We start from the raw sequence: 22,777 nt of genomic DNA, 5'->3' as shown, positions 1-22,777 counted from the left end.
ACATGGACAAACTCAGTCGAATCAACGGGTTCATCCCCTATCTGTTGGTCGCTTTCATCAATGCTTTTGTTGATCTGGGGCATAAGATCATCATTCAGAACAGTGTGTTCAAGATCTATGATGGAGAGCTTCAGATCATTTTGACCGCAATCGTGAATGGACTCATTCTGTTACCGGCCCTGATGCTCTTTACACCGGCTGGATTTATATCCGATCGCTATCGGAAACCCAAGGTGATGAGGGTGAGCGCAGTGGCCGCAGTATTACTAACCTTGGTGATCACGGCCAGTTACTATGCAGGTTGGTTCGAAGTCGCCTTTTTCATGACCTTCCTGCTGGCTGTGCAGAGTGCCTTCTATTCACCAGCCAAATATGGCTATATCAAAGAGTTGGCCGGTAAGTCTCAATTGGCCACAGCCAATGGCGCGGTTCAGGCCGTAACCATAGCAGCCATTTTGATGGGTGTGTTTATCTTCTCCTGGTTGTTTGAGACCGGTTTGAAGGGGGTAGAGTATCAGGGTGGCCGTGAGATTCTGCAGCAGATCGCTCCGCTGGGCTGGCTGCTGGTGGCCTGTTCGCTGGTTGAACTTTGGCTGACCTTTCGATTGCCGGCAACAACAAAGCCTGTCGAGACAGAGTTCGACTGGAAGCGGTATGGCAAAGGGCGTTATTTAAGGGAAAACTTAAAGGCGCTGACAGAGAAACGGGGAATTCGCCTTTCGATCGTTGGTCTGGCTACCTTTTGGGGTATCTCACAGGTATTGCTGGCGGCGTTTCCTGCCTATGCCAAAGAGGCATTGGCTCAGGATAATACCGTTATTATCCAGGGAATCCTGGCCTGTTCCGGTATCGGTATCGCCTTGGGGTCGATACTTGCCGCCCGACTTTCACGCCGACATATCGAAACCGGCCTGATACCTCTGGGTGCATTAGGTGTGGTCGTCGGTGTGGCCCTGATCCCGCTGTTGCAGACGAATCTGGCTCTTGCCCTGGATTTCATTTTTATAGGTACCGCAGGTGGACTGTTTATCGTACCGCTGAATGCCTTGATTCAGTTTCATGCTCCACAACAGCGTTTGGGAACCATTCTCGCCGGCAATAACTGGGTACACAATCTGGTGATGCTGGCCTTTCTGATTCTGACCGTTATGTTCGCCCAGCAGGGAGGTGACAGTGTTGGGCTGTTTCATCTGCTTACCATTGTTGCCCTTGTCGGGACTCTCTACACTGTCTATCAATTGCCCCATTCACTGGTACGTTTTACCATCGCGCGCCTGTTCGCAGGACGTTACCGGATCGTGATCGAAGGTTTCGAACATCTGCCGGCGGAGGGTGGTGTGTTGATGCTCGGCAATCACATCAGCTGGCTCGACTGGGCGATTATCCAGATTGCCTCTCCGCGCCCGGTTCGATTTGTAATGCATCGTGGCATCTATAAACGCTGGTACCTGAAACCACTCATGGACATGGCCGGTGTAATACCGATTGCAGGTGGAACCTCCAGCCACAAGGCTCTGCAGAAGATCAATCAACTGTTGTCAGCGGGCGAGGTGGTCTGTCTGTTTCCAGAGGGGGCCATCAGCAGCAGTGGTCAGTTGGGACGCTTTAAGAGGGGATTTGAAAAAGCCGTCGAAGGTGTGGAAGCGACAATCCTGCCGTTTTATCTGCGTGGGCTCTGGGGCAGCCGTTTTTCCCGCGCCAATGAGGGACTGAAACGGTTGCACAATCACTGGGCTCGTCGTGAGATCATTCTTGCCTTTGGCAAGCCAATGCCAATAGAGAGCAAGGCCCATGAAGTGAAGCAGCGGGTCTTCGATCTCTCGATTACCACCTGGCAGCGCTATACAGAAAAGCTGCAACCCATCCATCATGCCTGGATCGATCGGGTGAAGAGGCAGGGTCGCCGGCTCTGCCTGGCAGATGCTGTAGGGGATACCGAATTGAGCGGCTACAAGGCGCTGACCGGAGCAATCGCTTTCTCCCGTCTAATCGGGCAACGCAGTCCTGAGCAGAATATTGGTTTGCTTTTGCCCACCAGCAGTGCAGGAATCATTACCAACATGGCTGTGCTGTTGCAGGGTAAGACTCTGGTCAACCTCAACTACACAGCCAATCTGGTCGCACTCAATGGTGCGGTTGATCAGGCGGGGCTCCGCAGCATCTATACCTCTCGCCGTTTTTTACGCAAACTCGAACAACGAGGCATTGATCTGCAGCCGATACTGGATCGGGTCAAGGTCTACTATCTGGAAGATCTGAAAGATGAGATCAGCAGCCTGAATAAGCTGATGACGCTGTTCGCGGTAAGGATTTTACCCGCCTGGATGATTCGTCGACTCTTCAGTCGAGGCATCGATGCTGAAAGCACTGCGGCAATTCTGTTTTCAAGCGGCAGCGAAGGCCTGCCCAAAGGGGTCATGCTCAGCCATCGTAATATCATGGCGAACAGTCGCCAGGTCTCCGATCTGCTGGATACCCGTCTGGAGGATCGGGTGGTTGCCAGTCTGCCCCTGTTTCACGCTTTCGGTTTGACGGTCACCGCACTGATGCCACTGGTGGAAGGTCTGCCGGCAATCACCCATGCTGATCCAACCGATGTGCTCAACATCGCCAAAGCCGTGGCCAGGCATAAGGCGACAGTGATGTGCGCCACATCCACCTTTCTGCGCCTGTTCAATCGCAATCGCAAGATCGACAGTGTGATGCTGGCGTCGTTAAGAGTGGTGGTTGCCGGTGCTGAAAAACTCCAACCGGAGATTCGCGACGCCTTTAGTCTTAAGTTCAATAAACCGATCTATGAAGGTTATGGCGCGACAGAGACAACACCGGTCGCGAGTGTCAATATTCCCAATCGTCTCCATCCCAATAGCATTCAGGCGGAGGTGGGGAATAAACCCGGTACCGTCGGTCAGCCGCTTCCAGGAGGAAGTTTTCGGGTGGTCGACCCGGACACGCTGAGCCCTTTGCCGGCAGGAGAGGATGGGCTGATTCTGTTCGGTGGCTCGCAAGTGATGCTTGGTTATTTGAATGATCCGACGAAGACCGATGAGGTCATTGTCCAGCTGGATGGGATTCGCTGGTATAAGACTGGCGACAAAGGTCACCTGGATAAAGATGGCTTTCTGACCATTGTGGATCGCTATTCACGATTTGCCAAAATCGGTGGCGAAATGGTGAGTCTGGGTGCAGTGGAGAGTGCCATTTCACAACGCTTGTCAGACGATGTGGAGGTTTTGGCCACCACACTGCCCGATAGCATGAAGGGTGAGCAGGTGGTTTTACTGTTCAGCGGTGAGATGGATAACATCGAGCTGAAATCTCTTATTCACTCGGTGGGACTCAAACCGCTTATGCTGCCTGCAAAGCTGATCAAGGTCGTTCAGATACCTAAGCTGGGCAGTGGTAAGAGTGATTTCAGTGCCGCACGGCAAATCGCATTGGAGTTTGCGGGAGGCTGATGGCTCGATCAAGCCGTGTAAATGAATCAATCCACAAAGGAACGCGAATAAACGCTAATGGTATGTTGTTATCCAGATCAACCTGGTGCGTTAAATTCCCTATTTTCATCCCAGCATGGGCTCACTACTCCCTGGGTGAATGAATCACGGGTCCCGCTAACAAATCAGCAGATTCACGTTCCTTTGTGGACTGATTTATTTTGCAGGATTTTGCGCGAATTGGCGTCCAGTCGGGGCCAATACAATGCTCACGTTTTGTAAACGGTGCGGGAGGAAGTCGAGCGATAAGAGCGCTCAAGAGCTGTTGGGTAGCATTGAGAAGGGTAGCCACATCAGCGATGGTTCCTCTTTCTCTGCCAACTCCTCTTTTAGGATCACATGACCCGTATTGGTCGACCAGTGCAGCACGCTGTCCGGCCCTCTTTTGACTTGTGGTTGATCCGAACCTTCCGCAATCGGGCTGCCCATCTGTTGCCAGAGCTGGGTCTTGAGCTGGGTGTGGTAGTTTTTGCGATAGCCGATTTTTACGCCATTGACCCATTTATCATGGAAGAAGACAGTCACGTAGTGGGCCGGGATACCGTTGAAGACACCGATTTTTGAAGCACAGAGGCGATTGCCAAATGGGCTTATCTGATCCTGACACTGCCACTCGATGTCGGGAAAGACTTTCATGAACTCCTCTTCAGTGACCTGGTTATCGAGGGCCTGAAGATTCAGTTTGATCTCATCCTCGCCCCACAGGGTCAACACCACCGTGTCGGTTCGGCGTTGACCGTCTTCGGTGAAAACCAACCAGAAAATCGGTCCGATCACTGCTACGAATGCCAGCAGGCGTTTATAAAGAGTCGGCACTTTAAAATTCATCTGATTGCTGTTTCCGCGATCGTTGATATGTGATGAGTGAAAAGGGCGGTGATCAACACCGCCCTTAGTCAGGGTTGCTGGACTATCGGTTCTCTCGGTTGTCGATCAGATTATCGACGACACTTGGATCGGCCAGGGTTGAAGTATCACCCAGGGTATCCAGTTCATTGGCGGCAATCTTGCGCAGAATACGACGCATGATTTTACCGGAGCGGGTTTTCGGCAGACCTGGTGACCACTGAATCAGGTTGACCTTGGCAATCGGGCCGATTTCAGAGCGGACCAGCTTCACCAACTCGGTTTTCAGATCATCTGTACCCTCTATGCCAGCCATCAGGGTGACATAGGCATAGATGCCCTGGCCAGTCAGGTCATGGGGATAACCGACAACCGCTGCTTCAGCGACAGAATCATGCAATACCAGTGCAGATTCAATTTCTGCAGTACCCAAACGGTGGCCGGATACGTTGAGAACATCATCCACACGCCCGGTGATCCAGTAGTAGCCGTCTTCATCACGGCGGGCGCCGTCACCAGTAAAGTAGTATCCCGGATACATGGCGAAGTAGGTTTCGAAGAAACGCTTGTGGTCACCATAAACGGTGCGCATCATGGAAGGCCATGGTTGCTTGATCGCCAGGTTACCCTCGGCAGGATTGCCATCGATTTCATTGCCCTGGTCATCCAGCAATACGGGATCGACACCAAAGAATGCACGTGTGGCTGATCCTGGTTTCAGCGGTGTTGCGCCGGGCAGGGGGGTCAGCATATGGGCACCGGTTTCAGTCTGCCACCAGGTGTCGACGATTGGACAGCGCTCATCTCCGACTACCCGGTAGTACCACTCCCAGGCTTCAGGATTGATCGGCTCACCAACGGTGCCGAGCAGACGCAGGCTCGAGCGACTGGTCTTTTTTACCGGTTCTTCACCGGCACCCATCAGGGAGCGGATGGCGGTCGGTGCAGTATAGAAGGTGGATACGTTGTGTTTGTCACAAACCTGCCAGAAGCGTGAGATATCCGGATAGGTCGGGATACCTTCAAACATCAGGGTGATGGCGCCATTGGTCAGTGGACCATAGACGATGTAGGTATGTCCGGTAACCCAGCCCACATCGGCGGTACACCAGTAGACCTCGCCATCTTTATAGTCGAAAACCAGTTTGTGGGTCATCGCTGCCTGCAGCAGATAGCCACCGGTGGTGTGCAGCACGCCTTTGGGCTTGCCGGTGGAGCCTGAAGTGTAGAGGATGAACAATGGGTCATCAGCATCCATCTCTTCAGCCGGGCAGTCATCCGAGGCATCCGCCATCGCCTCGTGATACCAGACATCACGCTCACTATCCCATTCAACCGGATCGCCACCACGCTGTACAACGATACTGGTGTGAACATTGGGGCATTGGGCAATCGATTTATCTGCATTCGCCTTCAATGGCACCTTTTTGCCGCCACGCATGGATTGATCGGAAGTGATCACCACCTTACAGTCGGAGTCGAGGATCCGGTCACGCAGCGCATCGGGAGAGAAACCACCGAAGACAATCGAGTGCACAGCACCGATACGGGTACAAGCCAGCATGGCTACCGCCGCTTCCGGAATCATCGGCAGATAGAGAGAGACCCGGTCTCCCCTATTGACGCCGCGCGACTTCAGGACGTTGGCGAACTTACAAACTTCCTGGTGCAACTCACGGTAGGTGATGTTGCGGGACTCATCCGGGTTGTCGCCCTCCCAGATGATCGCAACCTGGTCCCCCCGGCTCTCCAGGTGGCGATCTAGACAGTTGTATGAGACGTTGAGTTTTGCACCTTTGAACCACTCAATATGCAAATCGTCTTTGCCAAAGCTCCAGTCCAGCGCTTTATCCCACTTCTTGAACCAGCTGATGTATTGATCAGCCTGTTCAGACCAGAACCCTTCCGGATCGCTGATGGAGCGTTGGTACATCTCTTGATACTGGGCATCGTTAACGTTGGCCTGGGCTGCAAAATCAGCCGGGACGGGGTAGACCTTGTGTTCAGACATTGAATTCTCCTCAATGGTGGTTTTTCGTTATCAACTGCCGGGTTGGGCTTCAGCTTGCTATTTAACCAATGCATGTGATTGCTCGGCATTGCTTTATATCAAGCCTGCTAGGATTCACAAAAGATCGTCAAAAACCCTATTAACTGCTTTTTGCTCAACCCCTCATTCTATTCCTTGTCATTGCGTTATAAAACGTCTCAATTGGCATTGACTGGGATTAGGAAACATATCTGTCGCCATCGCAAGAAACAGCTCTGCGGTGGCGACAGCATCACTTAAGGCATTGTGTGCCTTGTAGTTCGGTAAATTGTACTGAGGCCTCAGGTTGAACAGACGAAGGTTGCCTGGTTGAAAGGTGTGGTTTCGTCGTTCAAAAAGGCGTCGTGCCAGTACAAGTGTGTCAATGATCGGGATCACGAATGGGGCGCCATAGAGTTTACGGCAGGCCGCATCGAGAAAATTCTGTTCAATCGAGGCGTAGTGGACCAGCATCACCTTACCCGCCAATTGACGGAGTAAGATTGGCATCGCCTCTTCCAGAGGGATGCCGGTGGCTGCCTGGTCATCGGTAATCTGGTGTATCACCGCCGACTCTTCAGGAATCTCCTCTTCGATGGAGATCAGCTGATGGCTTGAGTGGGCCAGCCTGACGGTCATGTGGCTGACTTCGACAAATCCATAGCTGAGGATCTTATCCTTTTTCGGATCGAGTCCTGTGGTTTCAAGATCGAGTGAAACGATAATCAGATCTTCACAAACCGTATCCTTGTTGACCATCGGTGTTGACAGATAGTCATGCAACACGCCCTGTTCGACCTTCTTCAAGGCCCGTTTGCGTTGAGACTCTTTGCTGAGGAATCGACTTAACATGACTATCGGAATCGACCCCCCTGGTAGCGGTTCTCCAGGGTCTCCTGCATATCCTGTATGACCCGGAAGGCGTCTTTGAGATGCCTGCGCTCCAGGTCTGAAAGCTCGTCCGGAGACATGTAGTTGTCAGCGGTTATTCCATTGCCGATCTGTTCCGCCTGATGATTGATTCGCATGCTGGCGATGAACTCCAGTGCATCAATCAGGTTCTCACCCATCTCCTGGCTGAGAATCGAGGTTTCGGCTGCGGCCCGCAGCCGATTGGTTGTGTTGACCTGAGGCAGCCCCCGGTCGAGGGCAAACACACGGGCGATATCGGTGATCGGGACAATCCCCCTGTGTTTGATATCGAAGGTGTCATCGTGATCGCCGCCATGGATCAATACGAAAGTACGAAAAAAACCAAGGGGTGGACGATGCTGCAAGGCATTCGCGGCCATATAGGCGGTAAATATGCCGTTACCCCGGGTTTTGCCCAATATCTCAGACTGCAGCTCTTCAAAAAGTTCGAATTCCCCATGTACCGGACGGAGATCGAAGAAGATACTTGAAAGCATCAGTGCCATCGGTTCAGGTTTGTTGATCCAGGTATTGAAATACTTCTTCCAGATCTGCAGTGTCTGACGCCATTTCGGGTTCATTGCCATGGCATCACCCGGACAGTAGATATATCCGCAGGCGTTCAAGCCATCGCATACCCGCTTGGCCAATTGTCCGAAATAGTCTGCATGCTCCGGTTTCATCTCATCGGAGATCAACAGGGCGTTGTCCTGATCTGAGTGTGACGTCTGCTCCCTGCGGGCCTGAGAGCCGCCACTTAGCCAGACGTAGGGTACGGGTGCAGGTCCGAGTTCCAGTTGCGCCAGTTCAATCAACCTGCTGGTTATCGAATCGGTCAGGGAGGAGATGGCATCACCGATATGCAGGGCGGTAGCGCTGGAGGAGGCCAACTGGTACTGAAGTTCCGGCAGACGTTCACTGATGCTCGCCAGATTATCCAGGGATTCCGCCTTGCGTATATCGGCTGCGAAGAAGGCCGAGTTGGTCGACTGGTGTCTGGCCAGATCTGTTGCGGTCACCATGCCCACCACCTTGTCTCCGCGCATTACGGGGAGATGGTGTACTCGCAATTTGGTCATGATCATCAGAGCCTGGATGATCAGGGTGTCTTCCTGAACCGTTTTAAGATCGGTAGTCATAATATCGCTGACTGGGACATCCGGGGAGACGCCGGCGGCGACACAGCGTTTACGCAGATCCCGGTCAGTGATCATGCCAACAAGCTGTTCATCCTGCATCAGCATCATGGAGGAGATATTCTTTGCACTCATCACCAGAGCGATTTCACGAATGCTGCTCTCCACATCGGCAGTGACCGGCGCTTTTTTCAGCAGACCCTGAATCTCAGCGGTCAGTATCTCCAGAGGATTGTTGTTGTTACTGACCTTCAGGGTGTTGACCGCCTGTTTCAGGCGATCGCGCATCGATTCGCTGAAGTGTTCGTTAAAGGATGGCTCGGCATCCCGCAGTGCCTGCAAGGTCTTGCAGGTCATCACGTAGAGCAGGGTATCCTCTGTCGCAACACCCTGGGAGGCCCGGCTGATATCGATTAACTGGCACTGGGTTGTGTAGATACCGCCTTCACCCAGTTTCTCAACCAGGTTGTCATCTTCATCGTGCAGTTCCACCGCACCGCTGCGCAGGATATAGAGATGGTTGCTGGTCGTGCCTTCGGGTGGAAAGCTGCTGTTGCGGCGAAGGTAGCGGATCTCGAGCTGTTTTGGCAGCAGGTCGAGCTGTTCCTCGGTGAGGGCATTGAAGGGTGGGCGTTCAGCCAGAAAGTCACGTATCTCGATCAGTTCGATTTCCATGGCTTTGACTCAAATAGTTTTGTTTACATTAAAAAAATATCAACGTATTGGGGCTATATTAACAGGCCCGCAGAGAATCAGAAGCCAATACGTTGAGATTCTTTACCTTGATGATGAAAAGGCCCCGCCGAAGCGGGGCCGATTTGCAGACTTGGCTTTAGATCTTAGTGATCAGAAGCGGCGCCTGCGCCTTTAGGTACACGAATGTCCTCAACCAGATGCTGGATGTGATCCGGTGGGGGAGCAGTGACCTTGGATACCACGGTGGCAACCGCAAAGTTGACCAAAGCACCTACCGCACCAAAGGCGTTCGGGGAGATGCCCAGGAACCAGTTGGGGCCCATGTCACCCAGGAAGGAAGTCCCTGGTACGAACATGATGCCTTTGTGCTGGAACACATAGAGCATGGTGACACCGATACCGGAGATCATGCCCCAGATCGCACCTGCGCGGTTCATCTTCTTATAGAAGATACCCATCATCAGCACAGGGAAGATGGAGCTGGCCGCGAGACCGAAGGCGATGGCCACGGTGCCGGCTGCGAAATCCGGTGGATGAAGACCGAAGTAACCCGCCAGACCGATGGCACCTGCCATGGCGATACGTCCAGCCATCAGCTCGTTCTTTTCTGAGATATCGGGCATGAAAACACCCTTCAGAAGGTCATGAGAGATGGAGGAGGCGATCGCCAGCAGCAGACCGGCAGCGGTAGAGAGCGCAGCCGCCAGACCACCGGCAACAACCAGAGCGATAACCCAGTTAGGCAGTTTCGCGATTTCCGGGTTGGCCAGTACCATGATGTCACGGTCAACCTTGGTCATCTCGTTGCCTTTCCAGCCCCAGGCTTCAGCCTTGGCCACAAACTCGGCATTCTTGTCGTTGTAGTACTGGATACGGCCGTCGCCGTTCTTGTCTTCCCACTGCAACAGACCGGTCTTCTCCCAGTTCAGCATCCACTGAGGAACATTGGCGATTTCAATGTTGCCTTCGACGGTACCGACCTCACCAGTCTGGATGGTATTCATCAGGTTCAGACGAGCCATGGAACCGACTGCAGGTGCAGTGGTGTAGAGAATGGCGATGAAGACCAGCGCCCAACCGGCTGAAGAACGAGCGTCCTTAACCTTGGGTACGGTGAAGAAACGGATGATAACGTGAGGCAGGCCAGCCGTACCGATCATCAGGGAGAGGGTGTAGACAAACATGTTGAGTTTGCTACCCATTACCTGGGTCGTGTACTCCTTAAAGCCTAGGTCGGTTACCACCTGATCCAGCTTATCCAGCATGAAGGTGCCGGAGCCGTCTGCCATGGTGCTACCAATACCCATCTGAGGGATTGGGTTGCCGGTGATGTTCAGAGAGACGAACACGGCCGGTACAGTGTAGGCGAAGATCAGTACGCAGTACTGTGCGATCTGAGTGTAGGTGATACCTTTCATACCACCCATTACCGCATAGATGAATACGATACCCATGCCGATGAACAGACCGGTGTCGTAATCAGTCTCCAGAAAGCGGGAGAAGGCTACACCGATACCCTTCATCTGACCGATTACGTAGGTTACCGATGCCAGAATCAAGCAGATAACCGCCACGATTCGGGCAGTACGTGAGTAGTAACGATCACCGATGAACTCAGGCACGGTGAACTTACCAAACTTACGCAGGTAGGGTGCCAGCAGCAGTGCCAGCAGTACGTAACCACCTGTCCAACCCATAAGGAAGACGGAGGCACCATAGCCGTTGAAAGCAATCAGGCCGGCCATGGAGATGAATGACGCAGCGGACATCCAGTCAGCCGCGGTGGCCATACCGTTGGCAACGGGATGTACACCACGACCAGCCGCATAGAATTCACCGGTTGTTCCGGCACGTGCCCAGAAGGCGATGCCGATGTAGAGGGCAAAGGTAAAGCCCACTACGATATAAGTTAATGTTTGCAGATCCATGAATTAGTTACCCCCGTTAATCCTCATGGACGTCGAATTCGACATCCAGAGCGTTCATACGCTTTGTATAGACATAGATCAGCACCAGGAAGGTATAAATCGAGCCGTTCTGGGCAAACCAGAAACCCAACCCTACACCACCGATTTTGATGGTATTGAGAGGCTCAACCAAAATGATGCCGAAAAGAAACGAGCAGGCAAACCAAATCACCAATAATATGGATACCAGGCGAATATTGGCTTTCCAATACTGTTCAGCAGTTTTGTTCATGTCATGATCACTCCGCCGTAATTAATCAAGTATTTGTCATTTAATGAAGTGTCTGTGATCCCACTCGACGTCCTGTCGTACCGTTGTACGCTTAACCAACTATCTGAAGCGAGACGGTGGGATTGACACCCACTTGTGTGTTACCGCAGAAAAAGGGTTACACATTGCACTATTTTGTGGCGCTGGTGCCTATTAAGTCAAACAAAACAATAGGTTAACTCTTGTTTAGCTGTGCTGCAGTGCAGCACAAGTGTTACCATAGGTAGCATTGTTGAGGGTGTGCGTTACCGATAGGATCGTGTTACGTTTCCATTGGTAAGAAAAAATATTTTTTTGCCTGGATAACCCGCTTTTTTTAGCGTTTTTTCGGCGCCATGTAGCAAGCTACACAGCCCAATTAAGTTCCGGTCTCGAAAAAGTCCTGGTAAACAATCAAGATGGATGAGATATCTAATTGTTCCTGCTGATAATAATCCCTACTGCCTGCATAACCGCGTCGATAGGCAGTCCCAGGTGAAAGTCGATGCTGAAAAGTGTTTTAGAATATTTTAATTTACATCTGCTGCCGGAGGCGGAAGCCGCTGCCGAGGAGACTCAGGCACAGCTCAGATTGGCGGTGGCGGTTCTGCTGATTGAGATTGCCGAGTCCGATTTTGAACGGGCTCCGGAAGAGAAGTCGGCCATTCTCAATAGCATCAAAACTCAATTCGGGCTTGAGTCTGAAGCGGCTCAGACTCTGATGGATCTCGCTGAACAGGAGCATCGTCACTCAACTGACTATTTTCAATTCACTACCCTGATCAATAAAAACTACAGCTATGAACAGAAGATCCAGGTCATTGAGAGCTTATGGCGGGTCGCTTTCGCCGACCTGCAGCTGCACCATTATGAGGAGCATGTGATCCGGCGTCTGGCCGATTTAATCCATGTCTCACACAGAGACTTTATTTCAGCAAAACATCGGGTGATATCTGGGTGATGGGCTTTTTATCTTCAGTTCCTGGCTGTTTGGTGACTCCCTTTCCCATCAATCGCGCCAGTTCATGGTATATTCCTTATGAAATTAGAACACACTGAAGATGCGAAGCTATGTCTACTCTGAGTGAAAGCGGCGGTCAAAAGGGGACATCCACCAAAAAAGGGTGTGTGTTGATTGTCGATGATGAGGCACGGCATGCCGAAAGCCTAGCCACCTTGGTTGAAAGCTGGGGCTACGAGGTCGCAACGGCATCGGACGGCGCCAAAGCGGCCGGACTGCTGGTGACGCGTCGCTTCGATCTGGTTCTGCTCGATCTGCATATGCCGGTTGCCGATGGTTTTCGGGTGATGGAGTTTGTCCGCAAGCGTAGCCTGCATACCCGTATCATCACCATTTCCGGTGACCCCTCCCTTGATGACGCCATCAATTCCCTGAAAAAGGGTGCCGATCACTTCATCCGCAAACCGGTAACTCCGGTTGATCTGCTGAAGGCGATTGATGAGAGTCTGCGCAAACAGGTTAAAGACGAAAAGCTCAATCGGGTGAAGAAGAAGGCTGAAATTCAGTCCACATTACATCGGATGATGTTCGATGTTGCCCCGAATATACAGTTTCTGCTCGACACCAAGGGTAAGTTTCGTATGGTGAACAGCGTTTTCACCAAGGTTACCGGTTATCCAAAAGAGAAGATTCTAGGCCAACACTGGAGTTCGCTGGTGGAATCGGATCAGGTGGACCGTATCCACCATGTGTTCGAGGAGCGGCGCAGCAGTCCCGATCGCTTTCCCGAGGTTGAATTGAGATTGCGTTGCTATGGCCATCCGGACGGGCAGAGTGAGGCCAAGTCAAAGAGCATTCTGGTGGCACTGCAATCGAAAAGACTCTACTCGCGCAGCGGTGAGAAAAAGGTCTTTTTCGGTACCTACGGGGTTGCCAGGGATATCACTCAGTACAACAAGCTGGAAGAGCTGAACAAGTATCAGGAATTCCATGACAACCTGACCGGATTACCCAATCGGGTACTGTTCGATGATTATCTCAGTTTTGCACTGACACAGGCCAAGCAGGAGGCAGGTATGCTCTGTCTGCTGAATATTGTGGTTGTGGACTTGAAACAGGTAAATGAGGTCTATGGACACTCGGTAGGGGACAACTACCTGCAGAATATGGCAACCAGACTCAAAAAACTGATTCGCAAAGGGGATATTCTGGCGCGTGTCGATGGCAGTGAATTTGTTGTGCTGCTCTCACATATCAAGCAGGAAAAATCTGCCATCCATATCTCTGAGAAGATTCGCGCAGGCCTTAGCAAATCCCTGGTGGTCAATGGTCACAACCTGTCACCTCAGCTCAGCATCGGATCCTCCGTATATCCCAAGGATGCGGAGGATAGTGATGAGCTGCTGAGATTTGCGCAGGCAAATCATGGCATCAATCTGCAGAGTAAACAGCGACACCTGATGCAGAGCTCGAACTGGATCAAGTTGATCAAGAACCAGTCCTGACCTCATAGAGCGTATGGGTCGGCTATCTGGCGACTCAGTTTTTCTTGCCTTTCTTCTCTCTGGGTATACCGAAACGCTGACGCCTTTCCCACAGGGCTTTGCGGCTGATACCCAGTTTTTTCGCCAGTTCCGTCTCTGTCATATGATCCTGGTTATCCAGCACGAAGTGTCTGAAGTACTCTTCGAGAGAGAGATTATCGTTTACGTTCTCCAGTTTATGCTGACCACTGGTGATGTGATGATCGATTGCCAGCAGTTCCGGGGTGATACTCTCGCCTTCACAGAGAATGACGGCTCTTTCGATGGTATTGGCCAGTTCCCTGACATTGCCGGGCCAGTGATAGCGTCGAATCGCTTCCAGGGCACTGCGACTCATGCTCAAGGCAGGGCGATTGAGCTGCTTGGAGGATTTACTCAACAGGTATTTTGCCAGCGCCTTGATGTCATTACCCCGTTCACGAAGGGGGGGTAGGGCCATCTCCACTACCCGCAGGCGAAAATAGAGATCACTGCGAAAACTCTGTTGCTGCACAAGTTTCCTGACATCCTGATGGGTGGCGGCAATGATGCGTATATCCGAACTGTTTTGGTCGCTCTCCTGGCGGGGGGCGTATTCATCTCCTTGAAGTACCCTTAACAGTCTGGCCTGAGCGGCCATCGACAATTCGCCAACCTGATCCATGAACAGGGTGCCGCCCTGGGCCTTTGCCAGCAGGCCACCGCGTCCGTTGTGTCGCTCGTCCTGCTGGCCGAACAGCTCCGCCTCCACCTGATTTTCCGGCAATGCGGCGCAGTTGAATACCACAAACGGAGATTGGCTGCGGTGGCTGCGCTCGTGCAGTGCCCGGGCAACCAGCTCCTTGCCGGTTCCCGATTCACCGAGAATCAATACCGTGGCGTCGGTTGGCGCCACTTTGTCTATGCGTCGGAATACATCGACCATCGCCGAGCACTCTCCGATCATCCCACGAACCGGATAGCTCTTCTCCACTTCCGATTTGAGTACTTCCTGTTGCCGAAGCTGGCGGTCTTGTTTGATCACTCGCTCAACCACCATCAACAGTTCATCGTGATCGAAAGGTTTGGCGATATAGTCGATGGCGCCCAGCTTCATGGCATCCACCGCTGAGCGGATACTGGCATAACTGGTCATGATCAATACCGGTGTCGGTGTGGCGATATCGATGATTTCCGTACCGGGGGCACCCGGTAAGCGGACATCGCTGATGATCAGGTCAAAGTTCTTCAGTGGCAGTTTACTGGCTTCCTCTACCGATCCGGCCTCGACCACCACATAGTCGTTGCGTTCCAGCAAGCGTTTCACGGCCCGGCGGATAACGGATTCATCTTCAACAATCAATATTTGGTTCATGGGATCATCCGAGCTCTGCTGCCTGTTGTGTTAGGGCTAAATACGCCCTGCTGGGTCTGTTTTTGTGCCCAGCAAGGCAGAATGAGCGTCGTGTCGTCATTTTACATGAGCGAATGATAACGCCGCTGGGCGCAAAAACAGCCCCAGCCCTTCGGGTTGCGCCTGAAAAAGCGCCACTCAGCGTTGCTCGTCGTTCATTTGGAATAACCAAACTACACTCCTCGTGCCTTGATTGGCACTTTTTCAGCCGCAACAGGGCGCATTGGATTCGTGTTAACAGGCCCTAAACCACTTTGTCATGAAAGTTCCTGGGCAGGTCCATAATCACCCGGGTACCCTCTCCCTGTTCTGAATCGATGGTGATTGCACCTTTATGATCAGAGACGATTTTATAGGCGATCGCCAATCCGAGACCGGTTCCTTCACCTGGCGCCTTGGTGGTAAAAAAGGGCTCGAACAGATAGCCCAGATTCTGCTCCGATATGCCTTCACCTTGATCGACGACCTGCAGTCTGATCAGGTCTCCAATCTCATCGGCTTTGATCTCCACCGGTGATCCTGGATTGGAGGCATGGCAGGCATTGGTCAGCAGGTTAACCAATACCTGGGAGATTGCCTGGCGGTCCCCCTCGATTGACCATGCTGAGTCGCAACTATTGATAAAGCGGATCTGACGGCCATCATGAGTGAGTTTGACCAGCCTGATCGCCTCCTCGACAACATCGTGCACAATGAAGTTTTGAGTGTCCGCACCAAGCCCACCGCTGCGGCTGAAGTTCATCAGGGTTTTAACGATGTCGGTAATTCGTTGGGTTTGGTTGAGAATCTCGTTGATACTCTCTTTGATTAACTTGGGATCATCTTCATGACGAAGATTTTGTGCCAATGAAGCGATACCGGTTACCGGATTGCCGATCTCATGCGCCACCCCGGCAGCCAGACGGCCGATGGAGGCGAGTCGTTCACTGTGTGCCAGTTCCGCTTCCAGGGTCTCCAGGTCGGTCAGATCCTCCATCAGCATGACCTGGCTGGTGCGAGCATCCTCTACCGGATGGTCCATCGGTAGCGGCGCCGGGATGGCGGCTTTATGCAGATTGAACCAGCGGCTCTTGTTGCTATGGGTCACTTCCAGGTGGTGAATATGCTCATCCGCTGCTGAGGCGAATCCACCCAGCAGATGTCCCCAGGGTTCAGGCAGACGGTGCAGTGAGACACCGATTGCATCCCGGGCATTCACTCCAGTCATTACTTCCATCGCCAGATTCCAGATGGTGACCGTCCGCAGCCTGTCGATGGTGCAGACCCCAAGGGGCAGATCGAGCAGGATCTGTCTGTGGTAGCGGCGCAAGTTATCCAGATCCGCACTCAGACCGCGAAGCCGGGTGCGGGAGTGCTCAAGTTGATCCTCGATGAAACGCATTGAATCTGCCAATGCGGTTTGGGTATGGATATCGAGTTGCAACCGGCGGTTGATGATCATGTGTGCCAGCTGAGGACCGAGTAGTCCGGAGAGGTTTCGTTCGATTCTCTCGCGTAGGCGCCGTAATTGGGAAGGGCGAGTCTCCGCGTGGGTAAGACTAAGATCGCGCAGGGCCTGCTCCACCTCCCGTTGGGCGGCTTCGTGTCCCAGCATCTGGGCAAGCTGCTTGGTGAATTGGGCGGTTGATCCGGCGCTTACCATACCACCCATGGGTACCAGGGATTCACTGCAGCAGGCGTTGGCAGCCTCTTTCTCGCCGAGTGTCTGATTACTGAGCAGAGAGCCGAAGACGAACAACAGGGTATTCAAGGCCAGAGACCAGAAGGTGGCAAACTCCCATTGATCCATACCCGATGCGAGTCTCAATCCGGGTATATCGAATTCGGTACGTATGAAACCGGAGTTTTCCAGCAGGGGGAGAAGCAGGGTGGCAGACCAGACAGCAATTCCGGCCAACAACCCAAGGATGAAACCCATCCGGGTAGCCCGGCGCCAGTAGAGTAGACCCACAACACCGGGCAGGAATTGGGCGACCGCAACAAAGGAGATCAGGCCGAGTTGCACCAGGCCTTGATGTTTTTCCAGCAGGATATAAAAACCGTATCCGGCCATGATGATCAGTGCGATCAACAAGCGCCGGCCAAGCAGCAGCCAGCGGTATAGATTGACCGCCGGGTCAGGGAAATTGGTCGGCAACAAAATGTGATTCAGGGTCATCGATGAGAGGGCCAGGGTGGTGATGATCATCATCGCACTGGCCGATGAGACCCCGCCGATGAAGGCCAGTACCGGTAACCAGCTTGGTCCCTGTTCCAGACTGATGCCAAGGGCGAAAAAGTCCGGATGGATCGGTAGCTCAATCGCCTTTCCAGCCCAGAGAATGATCGGAATCGGCAGGTTGATCAGCAGCAGAAACAGTGGGAATGCCCAGCTGGCTGTGCGCAATGCTTTGGGTTCAAGGTTCTCGGTGAACAGCATATGAAATTGGCGCGGCAACAGAAATGCTGCGGCGAATGCCAGCAGTATGAGGGTTGCCCAAGGACCCTCTCTCACCGGCGCATAGAGTTTCTCCAGAGCTTCCGGATGGTCGGCCAGCCACTGTTCCAATCCACCAAAACCGCCGAATACGCCAAACAGGGCGGTCGCTCCAATCACCAGCATGGCGACCAATTTGACCATCGATTCAAAGGCGATGGCCAGCACAAGTCCCCGATGTTTCTCCCGGCTGGTGCTGTGTCTTGCACCGAACAGTATGGCGAACAGTACCAGTGTACTGCAGAAGATCAGAGCCAGAATTCGCGGCGCGACGGTCTGACTGGCAACCTGAAGTGAATCGGTGACCGCACGGATCTGCAGCGCGATGTAGGGCAGGGTGCCCAACAGCATGAACAGGGTGACCAGTATACCGGCGAGTTGGGAGCGATAGCGGAAAGCGAACAGATCCGCCAGCGAGGTCAGCTGATACTCTCGAGTCAGACGAAGAATCGGCTGAAACAGAATCGGGGTGAGGGCGAATGCCAGCGTCACGCCGAGATAGATGGTTAAAAACAGATAGCCCTGAGTCTCTGCAAAACTGACGCTGCCATAGTAGGTCCAGGACGTCGCGTAGACACCGAGTGAAAGCACGTAGATGCTGGGGTGCCTGATAAACCTTTCAGGTATTCTGCCACTGTCCGCGGCAAACGCGATGAGAAACAGTATTGCCAGATAGACAACACTGATGCCGAACAGTAGCCAGAGTTCATGGTTCATGGCGTCGTCGATTTACCCAGGCGATGAAAAAAATGACAGCCAGCCAGAGCAGGTAGGGCAGGTACCAGTGACGACCAGGTGAGGTCCACCACATCATTACTGGAGTGGAGAAAAGCAAAATGATCAGCAGAACAAGCGCCAGGGTTCTGTCAATCTGTCGGTCCGGGGGTGTCTCAGACATTAAAGAAGCCTAGCAGTTGTTACTTAAGGTAACAACTATCTTCTGCACAGGGGGACTCTTAAATGGTGATTCAGGCGGAAACAGAGGGACGCCACACACAAGGCGTCCCCCGAGTAGGACTATTTTTGACCGTTGATGTTAGTGACCATTTCGTGGAGTTTTGCAGACAGCTCCGTGGGTTCAAATTTAGGCACATAGGCATCGGCGCCAACCCCTTTGCCCAAGGCCATATTGGCATCGGCTGAGAGTGAGGAGTGCATGATAATTGGAATGTCGCTGAAGCGGGCATCCTCCTTGATTTTTTTGGTCAGTACATAACCGTCCATTTCAGGCATTTCAACATCGGTGAGGATGATCTGTACAAAGTCACTCGGCCTGTGATCCGTTGCGCTGGCTCGTTCGGCAATCTCCTTGAGCTTATTCCAGGCTTCAGCACCATTTGAGGTGCTGATGTATTTCATACCCATATGATCGAGGGTACGGATGATCTGATCCCGGGCCACCGCTGAATCATCTGCAAACAGCAGGGTGACATCGCTGTCCTCGACCTGTTTGATGCCGTCGAAGATATCCGAACCCTGACCAAACCCTGAGGTCTGGCTCAGCACCATCTCCACATCCATGATCATCACCAGGCGACTATCTTTCAGTTCTGTCACTGCGGTAACCAGGCCACCATGCTGCTGGGCCATCATTGGTGGGGGAACTTTAACATCCTCCCAGGCCAGACGTTCGATGGTATCCACCGCATGCACCAGAAAGCCCTGAACATTTTTGTTGTATTCAGTGACGATCAGAATACCCGGCTTCTCTTCAGTCTGTATTCCGCAGAAGTCAGGCAGGTTGATGACTGGAATCATATTACCGCGCAAACTGACCATGCCTTCTACCGAAGCCGGCATGTCCGGCGCGTGGGTAATCTCCGGCACGAGCATCACTTCACGCACCTTGAAAACATTCACACCGTAGGTCTCTTCACGACCTGTTCTGACATCCTTTCCGAGGCTGAAAAGGAGAACCTCTAAACGATTGGTACCGGCAAGTCGTGTGCGGTCGTCTACAGATTTAATAAAATTGGACATTTTTAGTTACTCAGAATTTTGTCGCATTTCAGGATTGTGGGTAATTTGAGCACGACATAATGACTCTTCCCGACTGATGTTTGTAGCGGTCGATTTGGCCAAAGCTTTAGTCGCTGCTCCTTCCTCAGGCCAATCCTGGTGAGCTCAGGGTTGTGTCTGCATGAGAGAATCTCAATTTCCAATGTGACCGCTTGGAAAATTCTTATGATTTCGGTTAATAACTGAAGATAAATAACTGGAAAAAGGCTATATTTTACCCCAAGATCAGCGAATGCAGCTGTTTTTCGGGTTTGGGATCAAGATGCATTGATGATTCCAGGGTCTGGCCCGATTGCAAACCGGCAATCAGCTATTTAGAGGAGAATGCGTGTGAATCCGGAAAAGGTACTGTTTGGTTTTTTTATTGTACTTGCCCTGACCCTCAATTTCGGTTTTTTTGTCGGTGATTTGGACAATCCGGACCATCACCATGTCTATGAGCTGTTTGCTGTGGTCGTGGTAAACCTGGTCGCCACTGTTCTCAAATTCGGCGACCGCACTCAGATGGGCGCCGTGCTGTTGGCCACCAGCCTGGTTGCGCTGTTACAGCTTTTCGCAGCGGCTTTGGTGTGGACTGTCGCCGTGCATATCACTGAAACCGGACTGACAACCGTAACCATGGCCAGTATCGTTTCCCTCTCCGGTGGCGCCATGCTGGCTAACGTGGTTTCAGTGGTTCTGTTGATCATTGAAACGGTGATGTTACGACGCTGACGCCGGCAAACGATGAACAACATCATCTTTCTGATCTTTCGGCGCATGCGGGCGCCACTGCTGACTCTGGTACTGGCTTATTCAGTGGCGGTGCTGGGCCTGGTACTGATTCCCGGCCGGGATGGTGATGGCAATGTCTACTACATGGATTTTCTGCACGCCTTCTATTTTGTCAGTTATATGTCCAGTACCATCGGATTTGGCGAATTGCCCTATCCATTTACGGCAGCTCAGCGCTTGTGGGTCACTCTGTCGATCTTTTTCACGGTGGTTGTCTGGCTCTATTCCATCGGTACCGTGTTGGCTCTGCTCAAGGATGAAACCTTCCAGAAGGCATTAACAGAACGCAGATTTGCTAGAAAAATCAGCAAATTGAGAGAGCCTTTTTATCTGGTATCTGGTTATGGGCAAACCGGGGAGGCGCTGGTTAAAGCCTTGACCGATCGTAGTCAGCATGCGGTCGTCATCGATATTCTGCAGGAAAGAGTGAATCTGCTGAAGCTGGAAAACCTGCGTGAGTATGTACCCGGTTTGTGTGCGGATGCGCGTCTGCCGGCGCATCTGCTGGAGGCTGGTCTGAAACACCCTCTGTGTGAGGGTGTGGTGGCATTGACCAACTCTAATGAGACCAATCTGAAGATCGCGATTACCGCCAAACTTCTGCATCCCGATATTGAGGTGATCTGCCGGGCCGACTCCCACGATATCGAAAAGAATATGGCCTCATTCGGCACCGACTACATCATCGATCCCTACGATGCGTTCGCCCTCTATCTGGCGACAGCAATCCAGGCGCCCTGTCTCAGCCTGATGCAGGACTGGCTCTCGTTGGGATTTAATGACCTGCTCAGTGATCCGATTCATCCACCAAAAAAAGGCTTATGGGTGATTTGCGGATATGGTCGTTTCGGTAAAGCGGTATACGATAAACTGGTGAAAGAGGATCTCGAGGTGGTGGTGATCGAGGCTGAACCCAGTCAGACCGGTACCCCGCAGACGCAACTGGTGGTCGGCAGGGGAACAGAGGCCGATACCTTGATGGAAGCAAGTATCGAGCGTGCCGCAGGACTGGTGGCCGGCACCGACAACGATGCCAACAATTTGTCGATTATCATGACAGCCCGGGAGATGAACCCGGACCTGTTTGTGATCCTGCGGCAGAATCGTAAATATAACGATCCGGTGATCCAGGCGGTTGGAGCTGATATGGTGATGTTGCCGAGTGAGATCATCGCCAACAGAATCCGAGTGTTGCTGGGTGTCCCGATGCAGCATCAGTTCGTCAAGTTGGCGATGCACCAGGATGACGAGTGGGCCTGTCAGCTGATCAGTCGTATCTCAGCACTGGTTACCGAGCATGCCCCGGATGTCTGGGAAGTTGCTTTCACTGAACAGGATACCCATGCAGTATGTCAGTATGTCCGGGAGGGACGGAACCTGACCCTGGGAGAGCTGACCACCGACCCCCGGGATCGAACCAGTCCATTACCCTGTATTCCTCTGATGTTATTGAGGCACAATGATTTTACCTTGCTGCCAGATGAGGATCTGGTTGTACAAAAAGATGACCATTTACTCTTCTGTGGTAGGGTGTCGGCTAAGCACAGGATGGAATGGACCCTGCAAAATGAAAACGCCTTGAACTATATTCTAACGGGTGAGACCAGACCACAGGGCTGGATCTGGCGTAGACTGCAAAAAAGAGAGGTGACATGAGTCAACTACTGGAAAAACTGCATCGGGACCACATCAATCTCGCTCGTCTACTCGACCTGCTCTCTGCAGAACTGGACGCATTGGCCGCTGGTCACGAATCGAATTTCGATCTGAAGATAGAGATGTTGGATTACATCGAGCATTATGCCGAACAGTCGCATCATCCTACCGAAGATCAGATCAATGCAGTCGCCTTCAAGAAAAAATCGATGCAGTCCCATGCGGCTCTCTATGATCGGGTCTGTCGTGAACATGTCAGCCTGCTGGGGCTGGCCAATCGTTTCCGAACCACACTGGAGGGGGCGATGCAAGGTGAAGTGTTGCTTCGTGATGAAGTGGAGACACAGGGACGGGAATTTGTAGCCTTGCAACGTCAGCATATCGACCTGGAAGAGGAGGAGGTATTTCCTCTGATTGATCAGGCCCTGAATGAGAAAGAGTGGCAAAAGCTGGAATCGGAGATCACCCATGGTGAAGATCCGGTATTCCATCGGCAGGATTTCAATCGCTTTCGCAGTCTGATCGACTATCTGAAGGCCCATGAGGATGAGTAGCAATCCGAATCAGTAGCCAATGGAGGGTTTCAGCCGAATAGCTCCGGCATAGCTTCCGTTTCAATGCCATAGGGGAAACCCAAAGGGC

16 protein-coding genes are annotated in these 22,777 nt (G+C 52.4%); 6 read left to right on the top strand and 10 right to left on the bottom strand.

What is annotated here, in order from left to right:
• Nucleotides 1-2 precede the first annotated feature (2 nt).
• Nucleotides 3-3,458, top strand: a complete 3,456-nt coding sequence (locus AC4IE8_RS16475; RefSeq protein WP_068995637.1) for an acyl-[ACP]--phospholipid O-acyltransferase — start codon at nt 3-5, stop codon at nt 3,456-3,458.
• Between the two features lie 294 nt (nt 3,459-3,752).
• On the opposite strand, the gene AC4IE8_RS16470 is transcribed toward AC4IE8_RS16475, so the two are convergent.
• The 6 genes from AC4IE8_RS16470 to AC4IE8_RS16445 form a co-directional block, all read right to left on the bottom strand.
• Entirely contained in the window at nt 3,753-4,325 is a 573-nt protein-coding gene (locus AC4IE8_RS16470) for a hypothetical protein (RefSeq protein WP_068995516.1), read from the bottom strand.
• Nucleotides 4,326-4,407: 82 nt separating this feature from the next.
• Nucleotides 4,408-6,354: an acetate--CoA ligase gene (gene acs / locus AC4IE8_RS16465; RefSeq protein ID WP_068995517.1), complete on the bottom strand. Its 1,947-nt coding sequence runs from the start codon at nt 6,352-6,354 to the stop codon at nt 4,408-4,410.
• Nucleotides 6,355-6,531: 177 nt separating this feature from the next.
• Complete coding sequence (locus AC4IE8_RS16460; RefSeq protein WP_068995518.1) at nt 6,532-7,224, bottom strand: exonuclease domain-containing protein; 693 nt, start codon at nt 7,222-7,224, stop codon at nt 6,532-6,534.
• 2 nt (nt 7,225-7,226) lie between these two features.
• Complete coding sequence (locus AC4IE8_RS16455) at nt 7,227-9,095, bottom strand: putative nucleotidyltransferase substrate binding domain-containing protein (RefSeq protein ID WP_068995519.1); 1,869 nt, start codon at nt 9,093-9,095, stop codon at nt 7,227-7,229.
• A gap of 164 nt (nt 9,096-9,259) precedes the next feature.
• Nucleotides 9,260-11,044, bottom strand: coding sequence for a sodium:solute symporter family protein (locus AC4IE8_RS16450; protein ID WP_068995521.1), 1,785 nt, complete (start codon nt 11,042-11,044; stop codon nt 9,260-9,262).
• A gap of 16 nt (nt 11,045-11,060) precedes the next feature.
• On the bottom strand, nt 11,061-11,315 hold the full coding sequence (locus tag AC4IE8_RS16445) for a DUF4212 domain-containing protein (protein WP_068995522.1): 255 nt from the start codon (nt 11,313-11,315) through the stop codon (nt 11,061-11,063).
• A 523-nt stretch (nt 11,316-11,838) separates the two neighbouring features.
• Here AC4IE8_RS16445 and AC4IE8_RS16440 point away from each other — a divergent pair.
• On the top strand, nt 11,839-12,294 hold the full coding sequence (locus AC4IE8_RS16440) for a tellurite resistance TerB family protein (RefSeq protein ID WP_490791484.1): 456 nt from the start codon (nt 11,839-11,841) through the stop codon (nt 12,292-12,294).
• A gap of 110 nt (nt 12,295-12,404) precedes the next feature.
• Complete coding sequence (locus tag AC4IE8_RS16435; RefSeq protein WP_068995524.1) at nt 12,405-13,799, top strand: diguanylate cyclase; 1,395 nt, start codon at nt 12,405-12,407, stop codon at nt 13,797-13,799.
• A 34-nt stretch (nt 13,800-13,833) separates the two neighbouring features.
• Here the strand turns inward: AC4IE8_RS16435 and AC4IE8_RS16430 are convergent, their stop codons facing one another.
• From AC4IE8_RS16430 to AC4IE8_RS16415, 4 genes are all read right to left on the bottom strand, one after another.
• Nucleotides 13,834-15,171, bottom strand: coding sequence for a sigma-54-dependent transcriptional regulator (locus AC4IE8_RS16430; protein WP_068995525.1), 1,338 nt, complete (start codon nt 15,169-15,171; stop codon nt 13,834-13,836).
• 283 nt (nt 15,172-15,454) lie between these two features.
• A complete protein-coding gene (locus AC4IE8_RS16425) occupies nt 15,455-18,403 on the bottom strand; it encodes an ATP-binding protein (protein ID WP_068995526.1) in 2,949 nt (982 codons plus the stop codon).
• Complete coding sequence (locus AC4IE8_RS16420; RefSeq protein WP_068995527.1) at nt 18,393-18,584, bottom strand: hypothetical protein; 192 nt, start codon at nt 18,582-18,584, stop codon at nt 18,393-18,395. The genes AC4IE8_RS16425 and AC4IE8_RS16420 overlap by 11 nt, the downstream gene beginning before the upstream one ends.
• A 119-nt stretch (nt 18,585-18,703) precedes the next feature.
• Nucleotides 18,704-19,666 (bottom strand): chemotaxis protein, encoded by a 963-nt coding sequence (locus AC4IE8_RS16415; protein ID WP_068995528.1) that lies wholly within the window; start codon nt 19,664-19,666, stop codon nt 18,704-18,706.
• A 369-nt stretch (nt 19,667-20,035) separates the two neighbouring features.
• On the opposite strand from AC4IE8_RS16415, the gene AC4IE8_RS16410 reads away from it, so the two are divergent.
• From AC4IE8_RS16410 to AC4IE8_RS16400, 3 genes are read left to right on the top strand one after another with little or no spacing between them, the layout of a single operon-like run.
• Nucleotides 20,036-20,419, top strand: a complete 384-nt coding sequence (locus AC4IE8_RS16410) for a DUF6394 family protein (protein WP_068995638.1) — start codon at nt 20,036-20,038, stop codon at nt 20,417-20,419.
• A 12-nt stretch (nt 20,420-20,431) separates the two neighbouring features.
• Nucleotides 20,432-22,135, top strand: coding sequence for a potassium channel family protein (locus tag AC4IE8_RS16405; RefSeq protein ID WP_068995529.1), 1,704 nt, complete (start codon nt 20,432-20,434; stop codon nt 22,133-22,135).
• Entirely contained in the window at nt 22,132-22,689 is a 558-nt protein-coding gene (locus tag AC4IE8_RS16400; protein WP_068995530.1) for a hemerythrin domain-containing protein, read from the top strand. Before AC4IE8_RS16405 ends, AC4IE8_RS16400 begins: the two co-directional genes overlap by 4 nt.
• Nucleotides 22,690-22,777: the final 88 nt, after the last annotated feature.

This window comes from Candidatus Thiodiazotropha sp. AKAK2 (assembly GCF_058244685.1).
This window is presented reverse-complemented; position numbering and strand designations above follow the sequence as displayed.